The organism is Polynucleobacter asymbioticus QLW-P1DMWA-1 (assembly GCF_000016345.1).
GTDB classification, from domain to species: Bacteria; Pseudomonadota; Gammaproteobacteria; order Burkholderiales; family Burkholderiaceae; genus Polynucleobacter; species Polynucleobacter asymbioticus.
This window is the reverse complement of the sequence record NC_009379.1, coordinates 279,284-301,529: the sequence shown is the minus strand read 5'-3', so window position 1 is coordinate 301,529 and position 22,246 is coordinate 279,284. Positions and strand designations below refer to the sequence as shown.

25 protein-coding genes are annotated in these 22,246 nt (G+C 42.9%); 6 read left to right on the top strand and 19 right to left on the bottom strand.

The genetic code is table 11. From position 1 onward, the window contains the following. The first annotated feature begins 81 nt into the window (after window positions 1-81). Genes PNUC_RS01630 through PNUC_RS01620 form a run of 3 tightly spaced genes read left to right on the top strand, consistent with a single transcriptional unit; the run spans window position 82 to window position 3,303 of the window. Complete coding sequence (locus PNUC_RS01630; RefSeq protein ID WP_011902156.1) at window positions 82-1,446, top strand: undecaprenyl-phosphate glucose phosphotransferase; 1,365 nt, start codon at window positions 82-84, stop codon at window positions 1,444-1,446. 14 nt (window positions 1,447-1,460) lie between these two features. Next, window positions 1,461-2,498, top strand: coding sequence for a glycosyltransferase family 9 protein (locus PNUC_RS01625; protein ID WP_011902155.1), 1,038 nt, complete (start codon window positions 1,461-1,463; stop codon window positions 2,496-2,498). A 10-nt stretch (window positions 2,499-2,508) separates the two neighbouring features. Beyond that, window positions 2,509-3,303: a WecB/TagA/CpsF family glycosyltransferase gene (locus tag PNUC_RS01620; RefSeq protein ID WP_011902154.1), complete on the top strand. Its 795-nt coding sequence runs from the start codon at window positions 2,509-2,511 to the stop codon at window positions 3,301-3,303. A gap of 3 nt (window positions 3,304-3,306) precedes the next feature. Here PNUC_RS01620 and PNUC_RS01615 read toward each other — a convergent pair whose 3' ends face one another. Genes PNUC_RS01615 through PNUC_RS01585 form a run of 7 tightly spaced genes read right to left on the bottom strand, consistent with a single transcriptional unit; the run spans window position 3,307 to window position 10,893 of the window. Then, entirely contained in the window at window positions 3,307-4,215 is a 909-nt protein-coding gene (locus PNUC_RS01615; RefSeq protein WP_011902153.1) for a hemolytic protein hlpA-like protein, read from the bottom strand. A 17-nt stretch (window positions 4,216-4,232) separates the two neighbouring features. After that, entirely contained in the window at window positions 4,233-5,039 is an 807-nt protein-coding gene (locus PNUC_RS01610) for a glycosyltransferase family 2 protein (protein WP_011902152.1), read from the bottom strand. 27 nt (window positions 5,040-5,066) lie between these two features. Next, window positions 5,067-6,467 (bottom strand): hypothetical protein, encoded by a 1,401-nt coding sequence (locus PNUC_RS01605; protein ID WP_011902151.1) that lies wholly within the window; start codon window positions 6,465-6,467, stop codon window positions 5,067-5,069. A gap of 6 nt (window positions 6,468-6,473) precedes the next feature. Continuing rightward, entirely contained in the window at window positions 6,474-7,220 is a 747-nt protein-coding gene (locus PNUC_RS01600) for a glycosyltransferase family 9 protein (RefSeq protein ID WP_011902150.1), read from the bottom strand. A 12-nt stretch (window positions 7,221-7,232) separates the two neighbouring features. Continuing rightward, complete coding sequence (gene fcl / locus PNUC_RS01595) at window positions 7,233-8,210, bottom strand: GDP-L-fucose synthase (RefSeq protein WP_011902149.1); 978 nt, start codon at window positions 8,208-8,210, stop codon at window positions 7,233-7,235. A 26-nt stretch (window positions 8,211-8,236) separates the two neighbouring features. Further along, window positions 8,237-9,367, bottom strand: a complete 1,131-nt coding sequence (gene gmd, locus PNUC_RS01590; RefSeq protein WP_011902148.1) for a GDP-mannose 4,6-dehydratase — start codon at window positions 9,365-9,367, stop codon at window positions 8,237-8,239. Window positions 9,368-9,417: 50 nt separating this feature from the next. Further along, the gene (locus PNUC_RS01585) at window positions 9,418-10,893 is read right to left on the bottom strand and encodes a mannose-1-phosphate guanylyltransferase/mannose-6-phosphate isomerase (RefSeq protein WP_011902147.1); all 1,476 of its coding nucleotides are present in this window, start codon (window positions 10,891-10,893) and stop codon (window positions 9,418-9,420) included. A gap of 165 nt (window positions 10,894-11,058) precedes the next feature. Here PNUC_RS01585 and PNUC_RS01580 point away from each other — a divergent pair, with 165 nt between their 5' ends. Continuing rightward, window positions 11,059-11,199, top strand: a complete 141-nt coding sequence (locus PNUC_RS01580; protein WP_155763409.1) for a hypothetical protein — start codon at window positions 11,059-11,061, stop codon at window positions 11,197-11,199. 25 nt (window positions 11,200-11,224) lie between these two features. Here PNUC_RS01580 and PNUC_RS01575 read toward each other — a convergent pair whose 3' ends face one another. The 10 genes from PNUC_RS01575 to PNUC_RS01525 form a co-directional block, all read right to left on the bottom strand. After that, the gene (locus PNUC_RS01575; RefSeq protein ID WP_011902145.1) at window positions 11,225-11,767 is read right to left on the bottom strand and encodes an HPP family protein; all 543 of its coding nucleotides are present in this window, start codon (window positions 11,765-11,767) and stop codon (window positions 11,225-11,227) included. Window positions 11,768-11,896: 129 nt separating this feature from the next. Then, window positions 11,897-13,257, bottom strand: a protein-coding gene (locus PNUC_RS10870) for an IS3-like element ISPlsp1 family transposase (protein WP_143070014.1) whose coding sequence is annotated in 2 segments (ribosomal slippage) — window positions 11,897-12,798 and window positions 12,798-13,257 — 1,362 coding nt in all. Because the reading frame shifts where the segments join, the coding sequence is not laid out codon by codon here. A gap of 131 nt (window positions 13,258-13,388) precedes the next feature. Further along, window positions 13,389-13,697 (bottom strand): high-potential iron-sulfur protein, encoded by a 309-nt coding sequence (locus PNUC_RS01560; protein ID WP_011902142.1) that lies wholly within the window; start codon window positions 13,695-13,697, stop codon window positions 13,389-13,391. Window positions 13,698-13,886: 189 nt separating this feature from the next. Continuing rightward, window positions 13,887-14,090 carry a hypothetical protein gene (locus PNUC_RS01555; protein WP_048812041.1) on the bottom strand — a complete coding sequence of 68 codons (204 nt, stop codon included), beginning with the start codon at window positions 14,088-14,090 and terminating at the stop codon, window positions 13,887-13,889. A gap of 3 nt (window positions 14,091-14,093) precedes the next feature. Then, window positions 14,094-14,807: a GTP cyclohydrolase I gene (folE, locus tag PNUC_RS01550; protein ID WP_048812198.1), complete on the bottom strand. Its 714-nt coding sequence runs from the start codon at window positions 14,805-14,807 to the stop codon at window positions 14,094-14,096. A gap of 115 nt (window positions 14,808-14,922) precedes the next feature. Continuing rightward, window positions 14,923-15,294, bottom strand: a complete 372-nt coding sequence (locus PNUC_RS01545; protein WP_011902140.1) for an MAPEG family protein — start codon at window positions 15,292-15,294, stop codon at window positions 14,923-14,925. A gap of 2 nt (window positions 15,295-15,296) precedes the next feature. Further along, window positions 15,297-15,929 carry a glycerol-3-phosphate 1-O-acyltransferase PlsY gene (gene plsY, locus PNUC_RS01540; RefSeq protein WP_011902139.1) on the bottom strand — a complete coding sequence of 211 codons (633 nt, stop codon included), beginning with the start codon at window positions 15,927-15,929 and terminating at the stop codon, window positions 15,297-15,299. Between the two features lie 47 nt (window positions 15,930-15,976). Beyond that, window positions 15,977-16,894 carry a site-specific tyrosine recombinase XerD gene (gene xerD / locus PNUC_RS01535; protein WP_011902138.1) on the bottom strand — a complete coding sequence of 306 codons (918 nt, stop codon included), beginning with the start codon at window positions 16,892-16,894 and terminating at the stop codon, window positions 15,977-15,979. Between the two features lie 45 nt (window positions 16,895-16,939). Next, entirely contained in the window at window positions 16,940-17,212 is a 273-nt protein-coding gene (locus tag PNUC_RS01530; RefSeq protein WP_011902137.1) for a BrnA antitoxin family protein, read from the bottom strand. A gap of 88 nt (window positions 17,213-17,300) precedes the next feature. Continuing rightward, the gene (locus tag PNUC_RS01525; protein ID WP_011902136.1) at window positions 17,301-17,786 is read right to left on the bottom strand and encodes a YajQ family cyclic di-GMP-binding protein; all 486 of its coding nucleotides are present in this window, start codon (window positions 17,784-17,786) and stop codon (window positions 17,301-17,303) included. 105 nt (window positions 17,787-17,891) lie between these two features. Here PNUC_RS01525 and murB point away from each other — a divergent pair, with 105 nt between their 5' ends. Beyond that, window positions 17,892-18,929 (top strand): UDP-N-acetylmuramate dehydrogenase, encoded by a 1,038-nt coding sequence (gene murB / locus PNUC_RS01520; protein ID WP_011902135.1) that lies wholly within the window; start codon window positions 17,892-17,894, stop codon window positions 18,927-18,929. Window positions 18,930-18,948: 19 nt separating this feature from the next. Here the strand turns inward: murB and PNUC_RS01515 are convergent, their stop codons facing one another. Beyond that, the gene (locus PNUC_RS01515; RefSeq protein ID WP_011902134.1) at window positions 18,949-19,998 is read right to left on the bottom strand and encodes a nucleotidyltransferase family protein; all 1,050 of its coding nucleotides are present in this window, start codon (window positions 19,996-19,998) and stop codon (window positions 18,949-18,951) included. Between the two features lie 48 nt (window positions 19,999-20,046). After that, window positions 20,047-21,273, bottom strand: a complete 1,227-nt coding sequence (xseA, locus tag PNUC_RS01510) for an exodeoxyribonuclease VII large subunit (protein ID WP_011902133.1) — start codon at window positions 21,271-21,273, stop codon at window positions 20,047-20,049. A gap of 314 nt (window positions 21,274-21,587) precedes the next feature. Between xseA and PNUC_RS01505 the strand changes: the two genes are divergently transcribed. After that, window positions 21,588-22,226: a MotA/TolQ/ExbB proton channel family protein gene (locus PNUC_RS01505; RefSeq protein ID WP_011902132.1), complete on the top strand. Its 639-nt coding sequence runs from the start codon at window positions 21,588-21,590 to the stop codon at window positions 22,224-22,226. The last annotated feature ends 20 nt before the right edge of the window (window positions 22,227-22,246 follow it).

Genomic DNA, 22,246 nt, shown 5'->3' with positions numbered 1-22,246 from the left:
AAGCCCTCCAAATGATAATTTACGGCTATTATTGTGAAACCTAGATTTAGAACAAGATTGCCTAGTAATTTAAATTTCGCCATGAAAATGAATGCATCCAGTAATTCTGGTTTATTGCGCCCCTATAGCTCTGAGTTATCCAACTTAAATCGCTTACTAGATACTCTATTGATATGGGGTACATTGCAGATACTATGCATGATCTACGGCATTCAAAATCTAGATATTTACCAATATACCGCTTTACTCGGTATTATTTTTTACTTCTTAATAGCTGAAGTCAGATCACTTTATCGTTCCTCCAGGCTTGAGTCTTACGGCTCCATTTCTACCAAAATTTTAAGTACCTGGATATTGGTTGCCATTTCGCTAATATTTCTTGCCTTCATTACCAAATCTTCAGCAACTTTTTCACGACTCACTATTGGCGGCTGGTTAGTTCTTACCCCACTCCTTCTGGTGATTGAACGGTTATTTATTTACATCCTATTGCGTAGATTGCGTAGCAAAGGAAGTAACACGCGTTCATATGCAATTTTGGGAGACTCCAAAACTGCTGAGCAACTTCTTTCCAAAATAAATAATCTTCCTTGGATGGGTCTAACTCACTTTGGGAACTATCAAGGGCTAAATAATCTTCTAGAGGATGTCCAAAGTAAATCGATTGATTATGTTTTCTTGTGCTACACAGATAACCAACAAGAAGAAATTATTCAGGCCATCAATGCTCTTGCGGACTCTACTGCCTCAGTCTATTTAACGCCAAATGTATTTTTAGCAGACTTGCTAGGGTCTCAATGGATTACCTTGGGCAATATGCCCATCATCACCATTAATGATCATCCATTTTATGGTGCTAGATGGTTAATTAAGAAGCTAGAAGATACTTTGCTATCCATTCTTATCTTGGTTCTCATCTCCCCTTTGCTACTATTGATTTCTATCGCAGTAAGAATAAGTTCCCCGGGACCAATACTATTTAAACAACGTCGCTATGGCTTAAATGGGGAAGTCATACAAGTTCTAAAGTTTAGAACCATGACTACACAAGATGATGGTGCAGTCGTTATACAAGCACGAAAAAATGATAGCCGCGTAACAGTTGTTGGTAAATTCTTACGGAGAACATCACTTGATGAACTCCCACAGTTTATGAATGTTTTGCAAGGGTCCATGTCTATTGTTGGTCCACGACCACACGCAGTTTCTCATAATGAACATTATCGAAAATTAATTAACGGTTATATGTTGCGTCATAAAGTAAAGCCTGGAATCACAGGCTGGGCACAGGTCAATGGATTGCGTGGGGAGACAGATACGCTAGAAAAAATGAAGGCTCGCGTAGACTATGACCTTTACTACATTAACCACTGGTCTTTATGGTTTGATTTGAAGATCATTTTCATGACTATTGTGAATGGTTTTACTCATAAATCAGCTTATTAAACCCCGATTTAAACGTGCAACTTATTCCTCAGTACTCATCTGTTTGTCTTTTAAGTGCGCGCCGCTATGGAGATGCCATTATTAATGCGGTAATTCTTAAGCAAGCGGCAAAATCTAGACCAGACATCAAATGGATTATTTGGACCAAGCCTGAATTCGAGCCCTTATTCAAATTAATGGGATTTGATCAAATTATTACCGCTGAGTTCCCAATTGCTGGCGGGCATAAAAAACTGATAGCTGGTGGATGGAAAAATCTTTGGCGCTCCATAAGCCATCTCCGAACCCTGAAGATTGATGCGAGCATTGATTTCATCGGGGATACTCGTGAGGCGTTCTTAGGTTCACTGATTAATACCAGAACTCATTATTCACCAAAGTGGGAAAACGATCATTGGATGCGAAAGTTAATCTGGAAAATTCCGGTTGCTTCAGCAAAGTATCTACCCATTGCCAGCATCGATGATCAGGTATATAAATTCATTCCAGATCTTCTTTCTAAGATTCTAGGGGTCGATATTGCCCTAGATTCAAAGCCTCAACCAATCAATTCAAAACCTAAAATTGCATTTCATCCTTTTTCGAGTCAACTATTTAAGCAATGGCCAGCACAAAACTGGCTACATCTTTTCAAAGAGCTCTCTAGCAATGGCAGTGAAACCATCATTTTTTGCTCTCAGTCAGAGTTAAAAGAAGCCCAAAGGCAATTTGCTCACTTAAACCCTCAAATTCCAATTCGTTCTTGCAAGTCAATAGAAGACCTGATTGAGCAAGTTAATAAAATTGATCTTCTTATTGGAGTTGATAGCTTTCTGGTGCATCTTGCTTCAGCGCTTGGTAAGCAGACAATTGTCATTAATGCAGGAAATAAACCTCAATGGTGGCAACCTCCAAACTCTATAGCATTAGGTCAAAGCGGAAATTGCCCTAGTTATCCATGCATGAATGAGCCAACTTGCCTTGGAAAAGTAGGTGAATCCAAATGCGTTGACTCAATTAGCCCAGACTCTGTTTTGAAGGCTGTCGAGCAAATGCTATCAACGACAATATAACAAGATCGGCATGATTGAAAACCTTACCAACCCTCTCAGGATGTCACTACGCACTCAATGTGATGTTATCGACATACCTGTAGATATTGGAAATATAAATAGCATCTCACAAGGTTTAAATGAACTCGCAAATCAAAAGGCCACCGCAGGAAAATATGTCTGTGTAGCAAATGTGCACATGCTCACCGTTGCCCGAGAGAATCCTTTACTCAAGACAGTCCTTGAGAAAGCTCACCTCGTGATTGCCGATGGCATGCCCCTGGTATGGACACAAAAAAGAAAAGGTTTCACGCAAGCACAAAGAGTATCTGGGCCTGACTTAATGCTAGATCTGTGCAAATTATGCGCAGCCAATAATCATTCCATTTTTCTGCTTGGTACAGATGAGGCGACTTTAAAAGAGCTATCAGCTATGCTCCTGGAGCAATTTCCAAAACTGAAGATTGCTGGTTACCATGCTCCAGCTCGTTTACCTGAGAACCCTCCACTTGACGAGGAAATTGCTCGGAAAATAAACGCTTCTGGTGCCAGTTTTTTATTTGTGGGCTTAGGCTGCCCAAAACAGGAATTCTGGTGCTCTACATTTGCGCCGCACTTGAATCCTATATCGATCGGCGTGGGTGCAGCCTTTGACTTTCACTCGGGAAAGAAAAAGAGGCCTCCTTTATGGGTTCAACATTTCGGGCTTGAGTGGTGCTATCGTCTGCTCTCAGAGCCGGGTAGACTTTGGAAGCGCTATCTTATTAGCAATACCCAGTTTATATATTTATCGATGATAGATCTTGTGAAGAGCAAGCGTCCTTAAAATTTAACGCAGATATGCCCTAAGTTTTCTATAGATTTTCCATAAATAGGAATCTGTAAACTGGTGCTTGGCAGTAAACCCATCGGCTTCTTTATTAGCTTCAACCTTACTTGGGTGCGTCATTGGAAACCTAAGAGTACCTGTCGGGATATTTGAAAAAATACTTCGACCTTGTGTATGTGTTGCACCCACACCAAACCCAATATTACTGATGAGATTGATGTTGGGCATTATAGAAATCATCTTATTTTTCCAAGAAGCAAACGTCCACTGATGATCCCAGGTATCTAGACCTTGAAAATAAACCTTATCAAAAGACTTTTCCCAATGCCTTTGCTCAGACCCAGAAAGGCCGAGGTCGTTTAACCACCCAGCAGATTTCAGCTGCGGCCATGCACTCATCTGAACGTCATATTTTTGCCAGGCACGAGCCCATGTTGCCCAACCCCAGATATGACAAAACTGACTAAAGTAATAATCTGCATCCCCCCTTTTGATTCCCTCTTGAAAGTTGCATCCAGAAATCATTCCAACATGATCATCAAATCGATAGCGCTTTAAGAGCTCATCACAAAATTGAAAAAATTCAGGCGCAGGCAGGCAGTCATCCTCCAAAATAATTGCTTCTGGCACATTTTGAAATACCCAATCAAGACCTGTCGCAAGCCTCATCTTGCACCCAAGGTTAATATCGGAGAAATTAGTGAGAATTTCGCAATCCCAATCGACGCGATCAATAATCGCACGCGTCTCTAGGCATTTTTGATGCTCCCCAACTACATTGGTACGTGCGCCGTCTGCAATTATCAAAAGCTTTTTTGGTCTAGCTTTCGCAATCGCCTCAAAGGTAACTCTAGCTTTATCTGGTCTATTGAATATGACAAAGACGACCGGGGAATTCAATTGATACATTTCCACTCCAAAGAGTACTACGAAGTCTTATTAAAAAAGTGTTTAGTCTGCTCAACAAGATGGTAAAACTGCCCCTTCAATATATGCATTGAATATCGCCTTACTTTATAAAAAGTTCTAATCAACTTATTAGGTCTTTGCCCACCCCATATCAATTCGTACTCTTTAACGAACTGGGGCTGCTGCAATGAAGTTTTAGTTTGAGAATGCATGCGCAAGTAACCCAACACTAGGGGCACATGGGCCGCAGAGTAACCCTTAAGTACCCTTAAAAACCACTCATAATCAAAACCATAATGAAGCTTCTCATTCAAAAATCCTATGGATTCATGAATATTTCTCCTCCAGATGGCGCTTTGATTCGTCAGAACCATTCCCTCGGCCAAAATGGATTTGTAAGTTGGGCGAATATAGCGAATATTTCTAATCTTTTGATCTTGTGCATCAATCATAGCCATATCCCCTATTACCAAATTTACTTTAGGATTTTTTTGAGCACACGCTATCATTTCTTTAATGGCATATGGAGAAAATAAATCATCCGAGTTTTGCCATCCAATCCATTCACCAGTAGCTTTTTTAATACCTTTGTTGATGGCCTGTGCCTGACCCTCGTCAGGTTCTGATACCCAATATGCCAATTTATCAGCGTAACGCTCAATGATCTCTACACTACCATCTGTGGATCCGCCATCAATGACAATCAACTCAATATTAGGATAGTCTTGATTTAACACAGACTGAATTGATCTCTCAATAAAATCAACCTGATTAAAGCTGGGCATAATAATCGATACTTTAGGTGTTAGTGGTTGATTATGCATATAAAAATATCGTATCTGTGCCAAATATTATTTAAATGATCCGATTGGTTTAAAGGTCCCACTCTTTATGCTCACACTCAAAGTAGCTGCAAGTCCAATCATAAATATCAAGCCATCTATATAGACTTTTTGAGATAGCTCTGTTGTAAACATGCTTAACAACAAGCTTGCTAATGCCCACCCACCGATGATCTGCGCAAGACTGGAGCTAGATAAAGATTGATACCAAGCAAGTGCCCCAGCGCCCAATAATAAGAAAACCCCAGGCAAGCCTAAGCCTAGAGTGAAATCAAGCCACCCACTATGACTTTGATGTAATTTTGCATCGGGCCATACTTTTTTACCAAGACGCCCAAAAGATCTTTCCACCAAACCAAATCCCAATGGGTTTTGTTTTATTAAACGCAATGCCGCAGTACCCCATGCAATGCGCTCATAGTTGGTGCCTGAGATTTGTCTACCTTCTTCGTCTTTAGGCGGCTTTAATGTGGCCTGATCCTGCCAATTGTTATATTGATCAATCTGTACAGCAATCCTGGCATCTGAAACGATCGAATTCCATTGAGAGTTATTACGAAATTGATACAAAGCCCCAATCACAGGAATCGCTGTAATCAAGCAGCCCAAAAAGATCTTCTGGTAAGAAAACGATTTAATTTGGTCTTTGAGTATTAGTCCGCAAAAACACAATGTCAGAAAAAAAGCGTAGATCTCGCCATTGCGGTCCTTCTCAACAATGAAGTTTAGAAGTACAGCCGCAATACATATTAAATAAACCAATGCATTACGACTTAATAGATTACCCTTCAAATAGAGCTCATACAAGCATCCTAGTGATATGGCATATAAAGGAAGGCAGAAAAAGACATAAGCAGATTTATGAACAAAATATTTGGTGGCTTCAGGTTGAAGCAACATGAGTTCAGGTACATCTATGCCATAACGGGCCACCAAAATACCTGCTCCAAATTTAATCCAATAAATCAAGGTAGGCAGAGCAAAACCAATAAACAGAATTCCCTTAGAAATTTTGGCTTTCTCAGGTGCTGACTGCAATTGCGCATTAAGCGCCAGGCCTAAGCCACAGGCAAAGATAAAGCCAATGGCAGAGCGTTTCCAGATGGTTCCAAATTCAAGCCACTGCGCATCAAAATCAGATGCCAGAAAAATTAGATGAAAAATAACCCAAGAAAATAAAGCCCCAATCATCCATATAGGAAGAGCATGCTTACTTAGGAATAAGTTTAGATTGCGGAAAATCGTGTAAAGACTGATCGCTGCACCTATAAATAAACATAGATGGCGAATCAGAATCGTTTCAGGAAGAACCCAAACCCCAAACAAAATCGCAAATAAGAAACACTGCAGAAAAATAATGGATGAGGAAGGCGAATAGATTTGCTTATCTAATGTTCCAACTCTATTCATTGAGCATTAATCCCGATATCGAATCACTTGCCAGGGCAAGCGACGAGTAAATTCAGTCGGGCTATTTCTGGCGAGGTGATAGAAAAAAGGCTTATGAGGCTTATTGTGAAATAAGCTTTCTACAAAATGCACGAAAGATGTATCGATCGTATGGATCTCATCGGCCATTAAGGCTAATTTAGTCCAATCAAAAATATTATTGGTTTCTGGAGAAACCGTAATGATTTTTTTGTCAGTAGGGTTGTTAATTTTGAGGTCATAACTCACCAAACCAGATTCAAAGTTACAAACCAAGATATATGGCTCATGATTCGAATTCAGCTTTTCATACAGCCAATCTGATTTAGGTCCGGGCGGAACATCACAATCTTCCCAGCGAGCCTCAAAAGGCACTTGATGCTGCTCATAAAAAGATTCATCAAAGCGTTTGATATCTACACCATCTATTCCAATAGGCGCATAGCGGGCATTTAAGAAGCTTGTAAATTGACGCACTTCACGTCCACCCTCAATGGGGAAAAGGAAAACATTATCTAGATCCTGAAACATCCAAGCCAAGGACTGATAACAACGTGGCAGGCAAGCATAGTAATAACGGGTTTTGGGATTACGCTTTGAGAGCGCGCGCATTAAACCCAAACAAACCAAATTATCGCCAAGCCCAAAATGGGGCTCCAACACCAAGATATCTTCCCGAATTGGAAGAAAGAGGTTTTTAAATGCTCTTTTGAGATTGCTATCTTTAAAACGCATGAAAACCGTTCATTATTTAGTTGTTCTCTGCAAAAATTCTTGATAGGCAGATTGCAGGCCATCATTCAAATTGACTAATGGATTCCAGCCCAACCGATTTAACCTGGAGGAGTCCATCCATTTACGCGGAGTTCCATCGGGCTTGGTAGGATCAAAGTCGATATTACCTTGATAACCTACAGCTGCACCAACTGCATTTGCTAGCTCCGCAATCGTTACATCAGCGCCATAGCCAACATTAATATGGCTGCACATCGGTTCTGTTTGTTGGTCGTAAATTGACTTATCTAAGTCCATCACAAATACTGATGCCGCAGCCATGTCATGAACATAAAGAAACTCACGCCTAGGGGTTCCTGTGCCCCAAATAGTCACTGTGGGTAACTTACTTTCCTTAGCTTCATGAAAACGTCTTATCAAAGCTGGAATCACATGGCTATTCTCTGGATGATAGTTATCACCAGGACCATATAAATTAGTTGGCATCACCGAACGATAGTCAATGCCATGGGAGGCACCATATTGGCGGTTATAACTTTCACATAACTTAATGCCGGCAATTTTAGCGACTGCATAAGGTTCATTGGTCGATTCGAGTAATCCCGTTAATAATGCATCTTCAGCCATTGGCTGCGGTGCCAATTTAGGATAAATACAGCTTGAACCCAAAAAGAGGAGCTTCTTAACGCCAGAAACAAAAGCCTGATGAATTACATTGGATTCCATCATCAGATTTTGATAAATAAATTCCGCTGGAAAAGTATTGTTTGCATAAATGCCGCCTACTTTTGCTGCAGCCAAATAGACTTGATCGGGTTTTTCTGTCTCAAAAAATGCTTGAACGGCAGCTTGATTGATTAAATCGAGCTCAGCATGTGTACGAGTAATGATGTTCTCGTAACCCTTTTCTTTCAAGGTACGAACAATGGCAGAACCAACCATGCCTCTGTGGCCGGCTACATAAATTTTTTGACTTAAATGAATCGACACTCTATTGGTTCTATTCTAAAAAGAGATTAATTTTCTTTACCCACTGCTACGCTATGACCATGTTTGAGCAATAGCGCATGCTGCTTAGCCTTGTCCAAGTCATTAGCTACCATCTCTACGATCATTTGGTCCAAAGTAATTTCTGGAACCCAGCCCAGTTTTGCTTTTGCCTTAGCTGGATCACCCAGGAGTGTCTCCACTTCAGTTGGGCGGTAGTAGCGCGGATCAATTTGCACAATCACATCACCCACTTTTAAAGCAGGGGCTTTATCGCCTTCGATAGCAGCTACGATGGCTTTCTCATTTTCAGCAACGCCTTCAAACTTCAGAGTAATACCAAGTTGCTGAGCGCTGCGGGTAATAAATTCACGCACAGTAAATTGGACGCCAGTAGCAATGACATAATCTTCTGGCTTGTCTTGTTGGAGCATGAGCCACTGCATACGAACATAGTCTTTAGCGTGACCCCAGTCACGTAGCGCATCGATATTTCCCATAAAGAGGCACTTCTCAAGACCTTGAGCAATATTGGCTAAACCACGGGTTACTTTGCGGGTAACAAAAGTTTCACCGCGGCGCTTAGATTCATGGTTAAACAAAATACCATTACAGGCATAAATGCCATAAGCCTCACGATAGTTCACGGTAATCCAGTAGGCATACATCTTTGCTACTGCATATGGACTACGCGGATAAAAAGGGGTGGTTTCTTTTTGTGGAATTTCTTGCACCAAACCATAGAGCTCAGAAGTCGAGGCTTGATAAAAACGGGTTTTCTTCTCTAAACCCAAGATACGGATGGCTTCTAGCATACGCAAAGGACCAATCGCATCCACATCAGCAGTGTACTCAGGAGATTCAAATGAAACGGCTACATGAGACTGAGCGCCTAAGTTATAAATCTCATCCGGTTGAGTCTGCTGGATGATGCGAACCAAATTACTGGTATCGGTTAAGTCGCCATAGTGAAGAATAAGATCGGGGTGATTAACGTGCGGATCTTGATAGAGATGATCAATGCGCTCGGTATTAAAAGAAGAGGCGCGACGCTTAATACCGTGAACGATGTAGCCTTTTTCCAATAAAAACTCAGCTAGGTAAGAACCATCTTGGCCAGTGATACCGGTGATGAGGGCGACTTTTTGTTTGCTTGTCATATTTTTTCTACTCTTTAATCTGTATCTTTATTATTAACTGGTAAGGCATATCAGCTACGCCCATACGTATCTTCAAACCGCACAATATCGTCTTCACCCAAATAACTGCCAGACTGCACTTCGATGATCTCCAAGGGCTCTGCGCCCTTATTAGCCAGACGATGCGTTTGTCCTTGAGGGATGTAAGTGCTTTGATTTTCAGTGAGCGTAATAACTTGATCCCCATTGGTGATTTCTGCAATACCCTTGACCACAATCCAATGCTCAGCACGATGGTGATGCATTTGTAGAGATAGACTAGCACCAGGCTTCACTTGAATCCGCTTGACTTTAAAACGCTCACCCTCATCCACACTGTCATACCAGCCCCAAGGCCTAGCTACTTTACGGTGGAGATTTTTCTCTTCACGCTTTTGAGACTCTAACTGGGTCACAATATTTTTGACATCTTGACTATGTTTTCTATCAGCTACTAAGACCGCATCAGCAGTTTCAACAATAATGAGATTTTCAATACCGACTGCGCTTACTAAGCGACTGCTGGCATGAACTAATGAATTTTTAGAGTTTGTTAGTAAAGTATCGCCACTAGTAACATTGCCAGATACATCTTGTTGCCCTACTTGCCACACTGCATCCCAAGCGCCTAAATCATTCCAACCGGCATCTAACTCAACCATTTTGATGGGGTATTGAGATCCTGGACATTTCTCAATGACAGCATAGTCAATGGACTCACCAGGAATGGCACTAAACTCTTTTTTACCAGGGCGGATAAATCCGATTCCCCCAGAACTATCTTCAGACTTACATGACCAAGCTTTTTGTGAGGCCTCAAAAATATCAGGGCGAAATGCTTTTACTGCGCTTAGCCAAGTACTGGCTTTGAGAACAAACATACCGCTATTCCAAAGGTAGGAGCCTTCTGCTAGATAGGTTTGCGCAGTCTTACTGTCAGGCTTCTCTACAAAGCGTGCAACAGTAAAAGCATTATTTTGATCTTTTTCACCAGAGCGCTGAATATAACCATAGCCAGTTTCAGGTGCTGTTGGCGTGATCCCCAAAATAGCAATAGCATCATCAGAACTTTGCACTGTTTGAATGCAATCTTGCAATGCTTTAGTAAATGCTATTTGATTTTGAATCGTTTGATCAGCTGGAGTAATGACCAAAATAGGATCTTGCCCTTGGGCGATTTGCTGAGCACAAAGGGCGGCCATATTTAAAGCGGGTGCAGTATTACGACCAACTGGCTCTAGCAGTAGTGTGGCATCTACATTCTTTAATTCACGCAATTGGTCTAATACCAAAAAGCGATGATCTTCATTAGTGACGACTAAGGTAGAGCCCAACTGAATTTCTTTATTGGCAACAGTGCGAATTCGTTCAACAGCTTGCTGAAAAAGACTCTGTGATGATCCATCTCCTGAGAGCACTAAAAATTGCTTAGGAAAGCCTGAGCGTGACAATGGCCAGAGTCGGGTTCCGGAACCGCCGCATAGGATGACAGGAATCACTAAGGCCATAGAGGGTCTTGGAAAGCTATTTATGCTTTTTATCAATAAAACCTGATTTTAAAGGGTTTATTGCCTCTCTTTAGCAAAGACTCTGAATTTATTAAAATGACAGTTGCAGCACCACAGGCGCACAATAGCGCTGTATTCCAAACAATAACTAACGGAGCCACCAATATGAGCAATATCCCTAAGATTAATCTTCGCAATTCCCTCACTGAATGCGGCCAATCTATTCGCAAAGAAAATGCTGGCAAGTTCCAGAATTACGGCATTTTGGACTGCAAAGCCTCGATTGCTGCAGGCAAAATCAAATAAGACTTTTTAAACCCTATCTTTAGGGTTATATAGCCGGTCTATTGGGGTAAGGCTTACCAGTGAGATTGCTGTAAGCCGCCCCGGCCAAGATTAATAAGATGGAATCAATCATTACCGGAAACAGGGCATATCGGTAATTGCCAACGTGCCCTAACACCACTATCAGAGACACTGCGGCGGCAGGTGGGTGTAGGCAGCGCAAGATAAACATGCCCAATATCGAGAAAGCTGCAGCCATAGGCAGAGCCAATAGCGGCTCGCCAATCAGATGAAAGCAGCTAATTCCGATTAAAGCCGATAAGGTATTGCCTGCAATTACAGCCCAAGGCTGTGCCATGGGGCTACCTGGTAATGCAAATACCAATAGAGCGCTTGCTCCTAATGAAGCCATTAACCACTCATCGATACCGCTACGTTCACCAAGATATTTGGCAATGACAAACACGGTCAATAAACCCAGAAAAGCCCCTGCAACCGAGCGAAGACGTTCGGCCCAGTTCACAGGTGGTTGATCCCCGCCAAGGTAAAAGGAATAATGCTTTACAAGGTATTTAAGGCTTCGTTTCATAGAAACTTTTTTTAGTATTTATACCGATTTAGTGAACAAGCACCTCGTCAAGCTTAATGCATTGATGCGACTTGGAAATAAAAAAGACTGCCAACAATTGAACTGACCCCCAAAAGTTGGACGGTTTAGCTAGGTTAGCACGAGGGATTGAGTTCGGTATTGCACCGGACTCAATCCTTTTAGTTTTTGTTTGATCCGATCATGGTTGTAGTAGTGGATATATTCATGCAGCCCTTGTTTAAATGATTCAATAGTCTCAAACCTCTTCGGATAGAAGAACTCGGTTTTCATAATCCCAAACCAGTTCTCCATCACGGCGTTATCTAAGCAATTACCTTTTCTAGACATGCTTTGAGTAACACCTTGTTTCTTTAAGGCTTGTTGATAAAACCCCATCTGATATTGCCAGCCCTGGTCTGAGTGCAGCATCGGCTTATCAGCCTGCTTGAGATGTTTAAAAGCGCTGCTAAGCATGGTAGTCACCATACTCAGTTGAGGCCGATCACCAATCTCATACGAGATGATCTCTTGGTTATAAAGGTCTAGGATGGGTGAGAGATAGACCTTTTGCCCCCTGATGCTGAACTCCGTTACATCAGTGACCCATTTTTGATTCGGTTTACTTGCTCTAAAGTTGCGCTCTAGCAAATTGGGGGCCGCCTTACCAACCCCTCCTTTGTAGGACTGATAGCGCTTAGGCCTAACCATAGACCTGAGTCCAAGTTGCCCCATGAGCTTTTGTACTGTCTTGTGATTGAGGTATTGCCCCCGATTGCGAAGCTCTAAATGGACTCGCCGGTAGCCATAGCGACCCTGATGGGTATTGAAGATGGCCTTGATCTCGATCTTGGCATTGGCATGGGGGTCAGTATTACTACTGGCTTTTTGCCAGTAGTAATACACGCTTTTAGGCATTTGGGCTGCCAGCAAAATAACTTGCAATGGATGGTGTTGCCTTAACTCAGTGATGACTTGGGCTTGTTCTTGCTTGCCAAGTGCTTTTGCTGGGCTAAGGCTTCGAGCTTTTTTAGGTAAGCGTTCTCCACTTCCAAATACTGCGCTTTGCGCAGTAACTCTTCATGCGTAAGTGAGGTTAAGGGCTTGGCAAGCAAGGCCTTAATATCGCTAGGTTTTGACATGGGTGGCCGTCCCTTGGGTTTTGGTTCTAGGGCTGTAATACCACCTTCATTGTAGAGGCGTTGCCATGCTAGTACTGAGCTTGGTGCTGGGATATTGAAGTGGGTTGCCGCTTGGTTCACCGAGAGCTGATGTTGTTCCATGTGCTGCAAGACGGATAACTTAAAAATACTGGAGTACTGGATGGCACTTTTATTCAAACTCTTTTGACCGTGAGCCTTAAAAGCATGAACCCATTTGCGCACATAAGCGTATTTAACGCCAAATTGATCCCCAATGTTTTTAAAGCCACCCTTACCGGAGAGATAATGCTGTATGACTGTTAACTTGAACTCTTTGCTATATTTGGACATGAAAACTGCACCTGATTAGGTTGGACGGATGTCCAACTTTTGGGGTGCAGTTCACAATGACAGTCTTTTTTATTTATCAGCTTCCATTGCTTTAAATGGTCACTGAGTATGCAGCTTTCACTGGGCTTTAATTAAGCCTTTTTAGCGTAAGCAGAGCACCAGCCTTTGCTAGATACTTGCTTACCAGCAAACAATGGGCAACCACCAGCAGCAGCACCAGCTTTACCTTGGAACAAAGCGCAGTTACCGCACTCTTGACCAGCAGCGTATTTAGCGTATTTCGCTTTATCAACCTTAGTAGCATCAGACTTGTAACCCAAAGCAGTGGCTTGTGGATCAGTATCAGCAACCATAGCTTGAGCTTGAACTTTGCTGTTCAATGCCAAAGTACAGGCACCAGCAGCAGACAAAATCATAAATTGGCGACGACTATTTTTCATGGATTCTCCAAAAAATAAGGCAGTAAAAGAGTTGCTTCATTAAATCTAGAGGTGATCATAGTGGAGAAGATTTTTACTTGCTACCTACACTCTAACTCTATGATTTATATGACTTATTAGTTGAGAATTATTCTCATAAAAATCTACTCCTCGCACAATCAGTTTGAATTGCTAGGAAAAGTCAACTTTTTACTGCCAACCCTTAAGCTCCATGCATGACACGCGCTGCTTGAGATAGGCGCCAGTACCTGATTCTGGGTAATTGCGTGCGCAATCCCTCATATCAGCCCTATATTGCGTGGGATTATTTTTTGCGGCATCAGGATGCGTAGTTGGAAATTGCGAACAAGCTACTAGAAAAATTCCGCTCATCAGAATTACAAGTACTCGCATGCCTTAGCGCTTATCCAATAGAGATAAAAACTCACGACGCAAGTTAGAGTCTTTTAAGAATGCGCCGCGCATCACACTGTTTACCATCTTAGAGTCGCGATCTTTGACGCCACGCCATTGCATGCAAAAGTGATCGGCATCCATCACGATGGCAACCCCAATCGGTTTAATTTTTTTCTCTAGCATGTCAGCCAACTCAACTACAGCCTCTTCTTGAATCTGTGGTCTACACATCACCCACTCAGTCAATCGTGAATATTTAGATAAACCAATTAAAGCGGACTCTTTGCTTGGTAATACCCCAATCCAAATACGACCCATGATGGGGCAAAGGTGATGAGAGCAGGCGCTTCTAATCGTAATAGGTCCTACGATCATCAATTCGTTTAAACGGCTGACATTTGGAAACTTGGTAAGGGTTGGCTGCTCTACATAACGACCATTAAAGACCTCTTGTACATACATCTTAGCCACACGACGACTGGTGTTCTTGGTGTTGTGATCGCTATTGGTATCAATCACCAGGCTCTCAAGTACGGCTTGCATTTTTTCAGCAACCTCATCTACCAAGCCCTCTAGTTCACCGGGTTTAATAAAAGCGGAAATATTATCGTTCGCATGAAAGCGTGCATTTTGCGCTTCGATACGGCGACGAATCATTACCGATAGCGGCAAGCCAGCATCGTCATTTTTACTTTGTATTTTTTGAGGAGTCATCTTTTTAACGCTCAATTTTTTTGCTACAGCCTTAGTTTGTGTCTTTGCTGGTGTTTTGGTATTTTTCGTAACCATGAGTAGTTGTCTCGATATTAGTATTTAATTTGTTTTTTGTTTATATCTGAAAAAAAATGCTCACTGTGCACACCATTCCAGCAAGCCACACAATCGATCGTGTCGTTGGCCAGTTAGCCACATAGCAAACTAGATAAGCGATTCGGGCAATCACAAAACCCACTGCTAGGATATCAATTCTGAACTGCGGGGCATTGGCAATCTGAGCAATGATGACTGTGGCAAAAAAGAGGGGTAAAGATTCAAAAAGGTTGGCTTGAGCAGCATTGGCTCTAGCCCTATAGCCATCCTGCTTTGCCAACCACTGTCTTGGCATGCTGTTGTCGTAACCCTCAAAGCCCTTCTTGGCAATGCCAGTAGCTACATAAGGCAATAAACCCATAATTAGGATGCAAGCGTAAGCAATAGTCATGGTTATTGGGTCTCTTTCTTGGAGCCGATGCGGCTTTCTGTGCCATTCATTAAATTTTGAATATTGCTATGGTGACGCCAAATTAATAAGAAGCAAACAATCAGTAGCGCAATGCCCATTGGCTGAAAGCCAAACAAGAACACAAAATAGACTGGGCCAAATATGGCAGCAGCAATAGCAGCCAAAGAGGAGTAACGCATAAATTTAGCAACGATGATCCAAGTCGCTAGCGTAGCTAAGCCCAATATCCAATTAATGCCAAATAAGATACCGCAAGCTGTAGCAACGCCCTTACCGCCTTTAAAGCCATGAAAGACTGGGAATAGATGCCCCAAAAATACTGCGATTACTACACCACATAAAAGCCAAGAATTTAAACTGGCTGTTAGCGATTGGTCTCCCAAAATATGGCGGGCCAACATGACTGCAAAGTAACCTTTTAAAGCATCGCCAATTAAAGTGAGTACAGCAGCCTTCTTATTGCCCGTACGCAAAACATTGGTGGCACCAGGGTTACCAGAGCCATACGTATGAGGATCGGGCAAACGCATGCATTTACTCACCACCACCGCAAATGAGATGGAACCAATCAGATAGGCTAGCGGAATGAGTAAAAGATCTAAGGTCAAAGTCATATCGACATGTTAAACACTTTTGGAGCTTATAAGCCTTTTGAGCTCTGCTAGCCGCGAGGGTGATGTTGCTGATGAATGGATTTCAGGCGCTCTCTGGCGACATGGGTATAGATTTGGGTAGTGGAGATATCGGCGTGCCCAAGCAATAGCTGCACCACCCTTAAATCCGCTCCATGATTCAGCAAATGGGTGGCAAAAGCATGCCTGAGGGTATGAGGTGATAAAGCGACAGGAATATTGGCTACGGTCGCGTAGCGCTTAATGAGCGCCCAAAATGCTTGACGGGTAAGCCCCGTGCCAGTGTGTCGACCCACAAATACCGCATCAGTTGTTTTTCCCTCGAGCAATGGCGTTCTCGCTTCCGCTAGATACCTTCTTAACCATTGCCCTGCTTCTCCGCCGAAAGGCACTAATCGTTCCTTGCCACCTTTGCCATTGACCACTCGAACTACGCCCTCATTCAAACCTAGTGCAACCGTTTTAAGAGAAACAATTTCTGAAACGCGTAGGCCGCTGGCATACATGAGCTCGAGCATGGTGCGATCGCGAAGTCCTAATGGGGTTTCAATATCGGGTGCATTAAGCAAAGCAGTCACCTGATCTTCACTCAATGTTTTTGGGAAACGCAATGCTTGCTTGGCTGCACGGAGTCCAATACAAGGATCACTCTTGACTAAATTGATTCGTAATGCATGGCGATAAAAACGCTTGAATACCGTTAAACGCCGATTGGCTGTAGTGGCTTTATCAGCGCGGCGATGCGCTATATAAGCAGTGAGATCTTTTTCTGTAACCGCATAAAGATCTACACCTGACTGTTGATATAGCCACTGGGCTAGGAGCAATAAGTCACGGCGATAGGCTGAAAGACTATTTTTTGCCAAACCATCTTCTAGCCAGCAGGCATCGCAAAACCGCTCTATTGCCTCTTGGCTTGCAGGATGTATAGGCAGCTGAGTGGCCATTGAGATGACTATTTTACGTACTTAAAAAAGGGTGTATTTCTTAAATTACCTCGTCGCCTCTTCTAATTTTTCAGCTAGCCATATTTGCATCAGTGATTGATAGGGTACATCCAATTTATTAGCTTGTAACTTGATATTTTCAAGAAAGCTCTGGGAAAGACGGAGTGAGATAGAAGCTGTTGTAGGCTTCAGATTGGGCATCGTAACCCGGACCGCTTTAGAGAGATCAAAATATTCAGATGCATCATTCTTTTCCCAAAAAGTGCGCTCTTCTTTTTCGGTTTTAAATTTAGGAATTATCTTGTTAGGCTTTTTCATAAAATGCCCTTTCTTTTTTACTCATCGGTCTTGCAGGTATTTGTTTCAAGGGGGTTTTCAATCCCCTTAATTAGAAGACCTGGACACCCTAATCACGGAAGTTATTAAAGCCCAACGGCGCTTCAGTAACTTCTTTTTTCAATAGGGCCATGGTTTCTTGCAAGTCGTCGCGCTTGCCACCAGTAACGCGAACTGCATCACCCTGAATACTGGCTTGTACTTTGATCTTGCTGTCTTTAATAATGCGTACTACTTTTTTAGACAACTCAGAGGTAATGCCTTTTTGAATCTTCATGGTTTGCTTACGCTTATCACCACCAATGGTTTCTGTTTTGTCATCTTTTAGATAACGCACATCCACATTTCGTTTAGCCATTTTATTAACCAATACATCGCGCACCTGACCCAATTTAAAGTCGTCATCGCCAAATAAGATCAATGCTTCATCTTTTTGCTCTACGCGGCTATCAGAACCCTTAAAGTCAAAACGATTGCTAATTTCTTTGTTGGATTGCTCAATGGCGTTTTTCAACTCAACCATATCGGGTTCGCATACTACGTCAAATGATGGCATTTGGACTCCTTATCTTTTCTCTCAATATATTGCTCGAAATTGCTGGCTTTTGAATATTTTGATCCAGAAAGCCAATGCAATTGCGTTTCCGAATAAGATTGTGGCATGAACCGTGCTCAAAATGCGCCCCAGCCATCTAAATTAACTCGGAATTTAGGACTGCAGGGCCGCAATACCTTTGGCTTTGACGCTAGCGCCGAGCTTGCCTATGAAATCACGAGTGCTGAGCAGATCCCGGAAGTCATGGAATCCATTGCAGCGCAAAAATTGAGCTGGAGAGTATTGGGTGGCGGTAGTAATGTCATTTTGCCTAAAGTGTTGCCAGGGGCGACCCTGCTGATGAATATCACTGGCGCAGAAATCACCTCTTCCAACCAAGAGCACTCATTAGTGGCAGTAGGTGGTGGCGTGAATTGGCATGACTTTGTATTGTGGTCGCTAGACAATGACTTACCTGGCCTAGAAAACCTGGCCCTGATTCCAGGAACGGTTGGCGCTGCCCCCATTCAGAACATTGGTGCATACGGCATTGAAGTAGCAGACTACATCGACAGTATCGAAGCCTTTGATGCACACACCGATTCCTTTGTCACCCTTCCAAAATCAGCATGCCACTTTGCATATCGCGATAGCTACTTTAAGCAACATCCCCACCGCTTTATCGTGACAAAGGTCGTTTTTAAACTCCCTAAGCAATGGCAGGCACGTATTCATTACGCAGATTTAGCAAATCAGTTTGCTGCTAATGCGACTCCTTGCCCAGAAGAAATCTTTTTAGCCGTGTGCAAAATTCGGACTCGCAAGCTGCCGGACCCTAAGGTCATTGGCAATGCAGGCAGCTTCTTTCAGAACCCGATTGTTCCCAATGAGCAACATGAAACCCTTTTGGGCAAACACCCAAACTTGGTTTCTTACCCAGATGCCCCAGGTAAACGAAAGCTCGCTGCTGGTTGGCTTATAGACCAGTGTGGCTTTAAAGGGGAGCGCATGGGCAATGTGGGCGTTTACGAAAACCAAGCCTTGGTATTGGTCAACCATGGTGGTGGCACAGCACAAGATATCTTAGGTCTTGCAAAATGCATTCAAGAAAAAGTGCGAAAAGAGTTTGGTGTCAGCTTAGAGATTGAACCCAATATTTTGTAATAGCAGTTTCTAACAATGCTTACTCATTAGCCAAAGCCAATAATTCCGGGTAGCGTTTAAGTAAAGCAGCCCTCCCCTGATTCAGTCTTTTAACCCAACCAGGCCCTCGTGATAGGGCATCTGACCACGCAGATCTCACAAGGTCTCCATTACCCATATCAAATAGTGCTTTAAAAATTGCTGCAGCCTGCCCCAAGTCTTTATTTGCTTTAGCGTGCTCATTTAATGGACGCTCTCCATAGATAATCAGTTTGTGAACAGCATAACGCTCAGGAGCTGGGATATTAACCATACAGGCGCCCTCTTTCGAAAGTAGAACAGTTTGAGTTGTACCCACTAAGGAATACTCCATAAACTTTAAGCATTCCAAAGTTAAACCCAAATTTGGCAATATCACGGGTCCACCATCGCGGGTTTGAGGAGTCACAAAATCCAAACGTAATTCTGGGTCTTTCGGATTGCGGTATTGAGCACCCGTCTTACCCGAAAATTCTGCAATAGGAAGTAAACCCATCTCCAGGGAATTGAGAGCGTCGTGTACTGAAATTTTGACATTAGCGCCCAGTGCAATCGATACATTTTTTCCAGCATGCGCAAAATCGACATCCATTGTTAAATTAGATGAAAGCCATTTCACGCCAAGCATATTGCCCATAGCAAGAAAAGCATGGGTTCCAATTAGAATGCTACCCGCTCTAAAAAAACCATACTGATCAAGACGATTAACCACTCTAAAATGCTTAGTTAAGGTGCTAGCACAACCCAATGCCTCAGCAGATTTAGCCAAACCCTTGATCTTTTGACTTAACTCATCACCCTTTAACGCTTGATGCTTTTGAATTAACTCATTTACACGCTGATCCTCTGGGCCCACATATGCCATCCGCCCAGAACCATCTAAATCACGATAGCCATAGTAAATGTAAGACTTCCCTTTTTGAGTTTGCTTGTGAAACGCACCAGGCAAGACTCTAAGACGATCAATATTGTGTATACGTAGCTGATCCTGTAACTCCGCATAAGCAGTTTGTGCAGTTAGGGAGAGTGGCTTATAGAATGAGTTTATCATCTAGTTATTATACAGAAAAATATTTGTATAATAACTAAGAAAATACCACTATTTACTATCTGAATTAGCCTTCGCCACCTCAGCAACTCTGATATCCACGCGCCCACCAGCTAAACGTATCTGGTAAGTATTTTGGGTATTAAGCTCAGCAGGATTACGCACTGCATGTAGCTGATCATTTTCCTTATTCAAGATCACTGCATATCCACGCTCTAGAGTTCTTTGTGGATTAAGCATCTCTAACTGCGATTGATAGTATGTTTGATTTCGTTTCCAGTTTTCCATACGCACTGACCAAGCTTGATTTAAGCGCTGTTGCCAACCAGCAATCTGCTCTCGCATGCGATCCGGATTTGGCAACGCATGACTCAAACGAAGTGCCAATTGATCTAAAGTCTGAGCCTCACGCTCTATACGCTGGTTGATGCGCTGTAGCAAAGCTTGCTTGATAGCCTCGAGCTCTTGCAACATCTGGTCCTTGCGTGGGGCAGCCAGCTCTGCAGCCCCTGTTGGTGTGGGTGCACGTAGATCTGCTACGAAATCGGCGATCGTGAAATCCGTTTCATGTCCAACGCCGCTCACCACCGGAATACTAGATTGTGCAATTGCATATGCTAATTGCTCATCATTAAATGCCCAGAGATCTTCAATGCTACCCCCACCACGCACTAACAAAATGACATCAACTGCTTGCTCTTTTTCGGCAGCCTTTAATGCTTTAATAATTCCGGCAGATGCATCAGGGCCTTGCACAAGAGTTGGATAAATCACAATTGGAATATGCGGTGCGCGTCTTGCTAATGTACTAAGTACATCTTTTAATGCTGCTGCTTGTGGTGAAGTGATGATGCCAATCGAACGGGGATGCGTTGGAATCTCACGCTTACGCCCCTCGTCAAACAATCCTTCTTTAGCAAGTTTGGCTTTGAGTTTTAAAAAGGCTTCGTATAAGCCACCCATACCAGCACGTCGCAAGGTTTGAATCGTGAGCTGAATATCACCGCGCGGGACATACATGCCCAAACTGGCGCTAACTTCGACTAAATCTCCTGATTGGGGCATAAAGCCTACTTGGCCATTGCGCCCTCGGAACATGACACAACGAATCTGGCCTTCTTCATCCTTCAACGAGAAATACCAGTGCCCGCTGTCATATGCCTTGAAGTTGGAAATCTCCCCGCTAACCCAAACGGTATCGAAGCGATCCTCTAAAGAGGCCGCAATGGCACGGTTTAGATCGCCAACACTCAGAATTTCCCTAGTCATTTCCGACATTTTTTCTCTTTATTCCCAGCACCGCCTGCCTTGGCGAGCAATAAATATCCACAGAGGCCCATTGACCCTTGGTTTAACGACAAGAAGTAAGTAATTACTGACCCAAAACGTCTCATAAATCCAACAGATAATTTTCAACCCATTGATTTATATCGGTAATTTTTTCCATCCATTGATGGGACTTTGGGCATCTTCCCGCCCCTTTCACCATCAATCAAGGACTTACACCACCTATAACAAAAAGTTTTGCACAGAGTTATCCACAGGCTAGCTTTCTGAAATGGGCATCTCAATTCAGCTAAAGTACTGACCTTATGTACTCAATCTTACTATCTGCCGGTTGGCCCATTTGGCCTCTTTTGATCATCTCTATTATCGGCCTAGCGATTGTGATTGAGCGTAGCTGGTACCTGCGCCAAATTCATATTTTTCCAAAGGGTAGTCTAGAACTCACTTTTGGCATGTGCAATCAGATCGCCAACCAAAAAAACGTTTCTGAAGCCCAAGTTACCGAATTAGCACAGCTTTCTCCAGCCACTCCTTTGTTTGCCTGTGTATTAAAAGAAAAGCTTAGTGGTAGTAGTGCTGCTGTCGCACTAGAAGAACTACAAGCACTTGCACAGGCTACTTGGTTAAAACTTGATCGTTATCTAGGTGCGCTGGCTACCATTGCTACTGTTGCCCCTCTATTAGGTTTATTTGGCACAGTAGTAGGCATGATTGAAATCTTTGGCAGTCAAGGGGCAGTCAATGGCGTAGCGGGCAGCCCACAAGAACTTGCGCACGGCATCTCAGTAGCGTTGTACAACACAGCCTTTGGTTTACTCATTGCTATTCCTGCTTTAGCCGCATGGCGCGGTTTACGCGCAATGGCAAATCAGCGTCAACGTGAATGCGAAGAGTTCACCCGTCAATTATTCAAAAAACTCTATCCAAGTGATGCTGCGCAGTAAGTCATCCATGATGAGCTCTT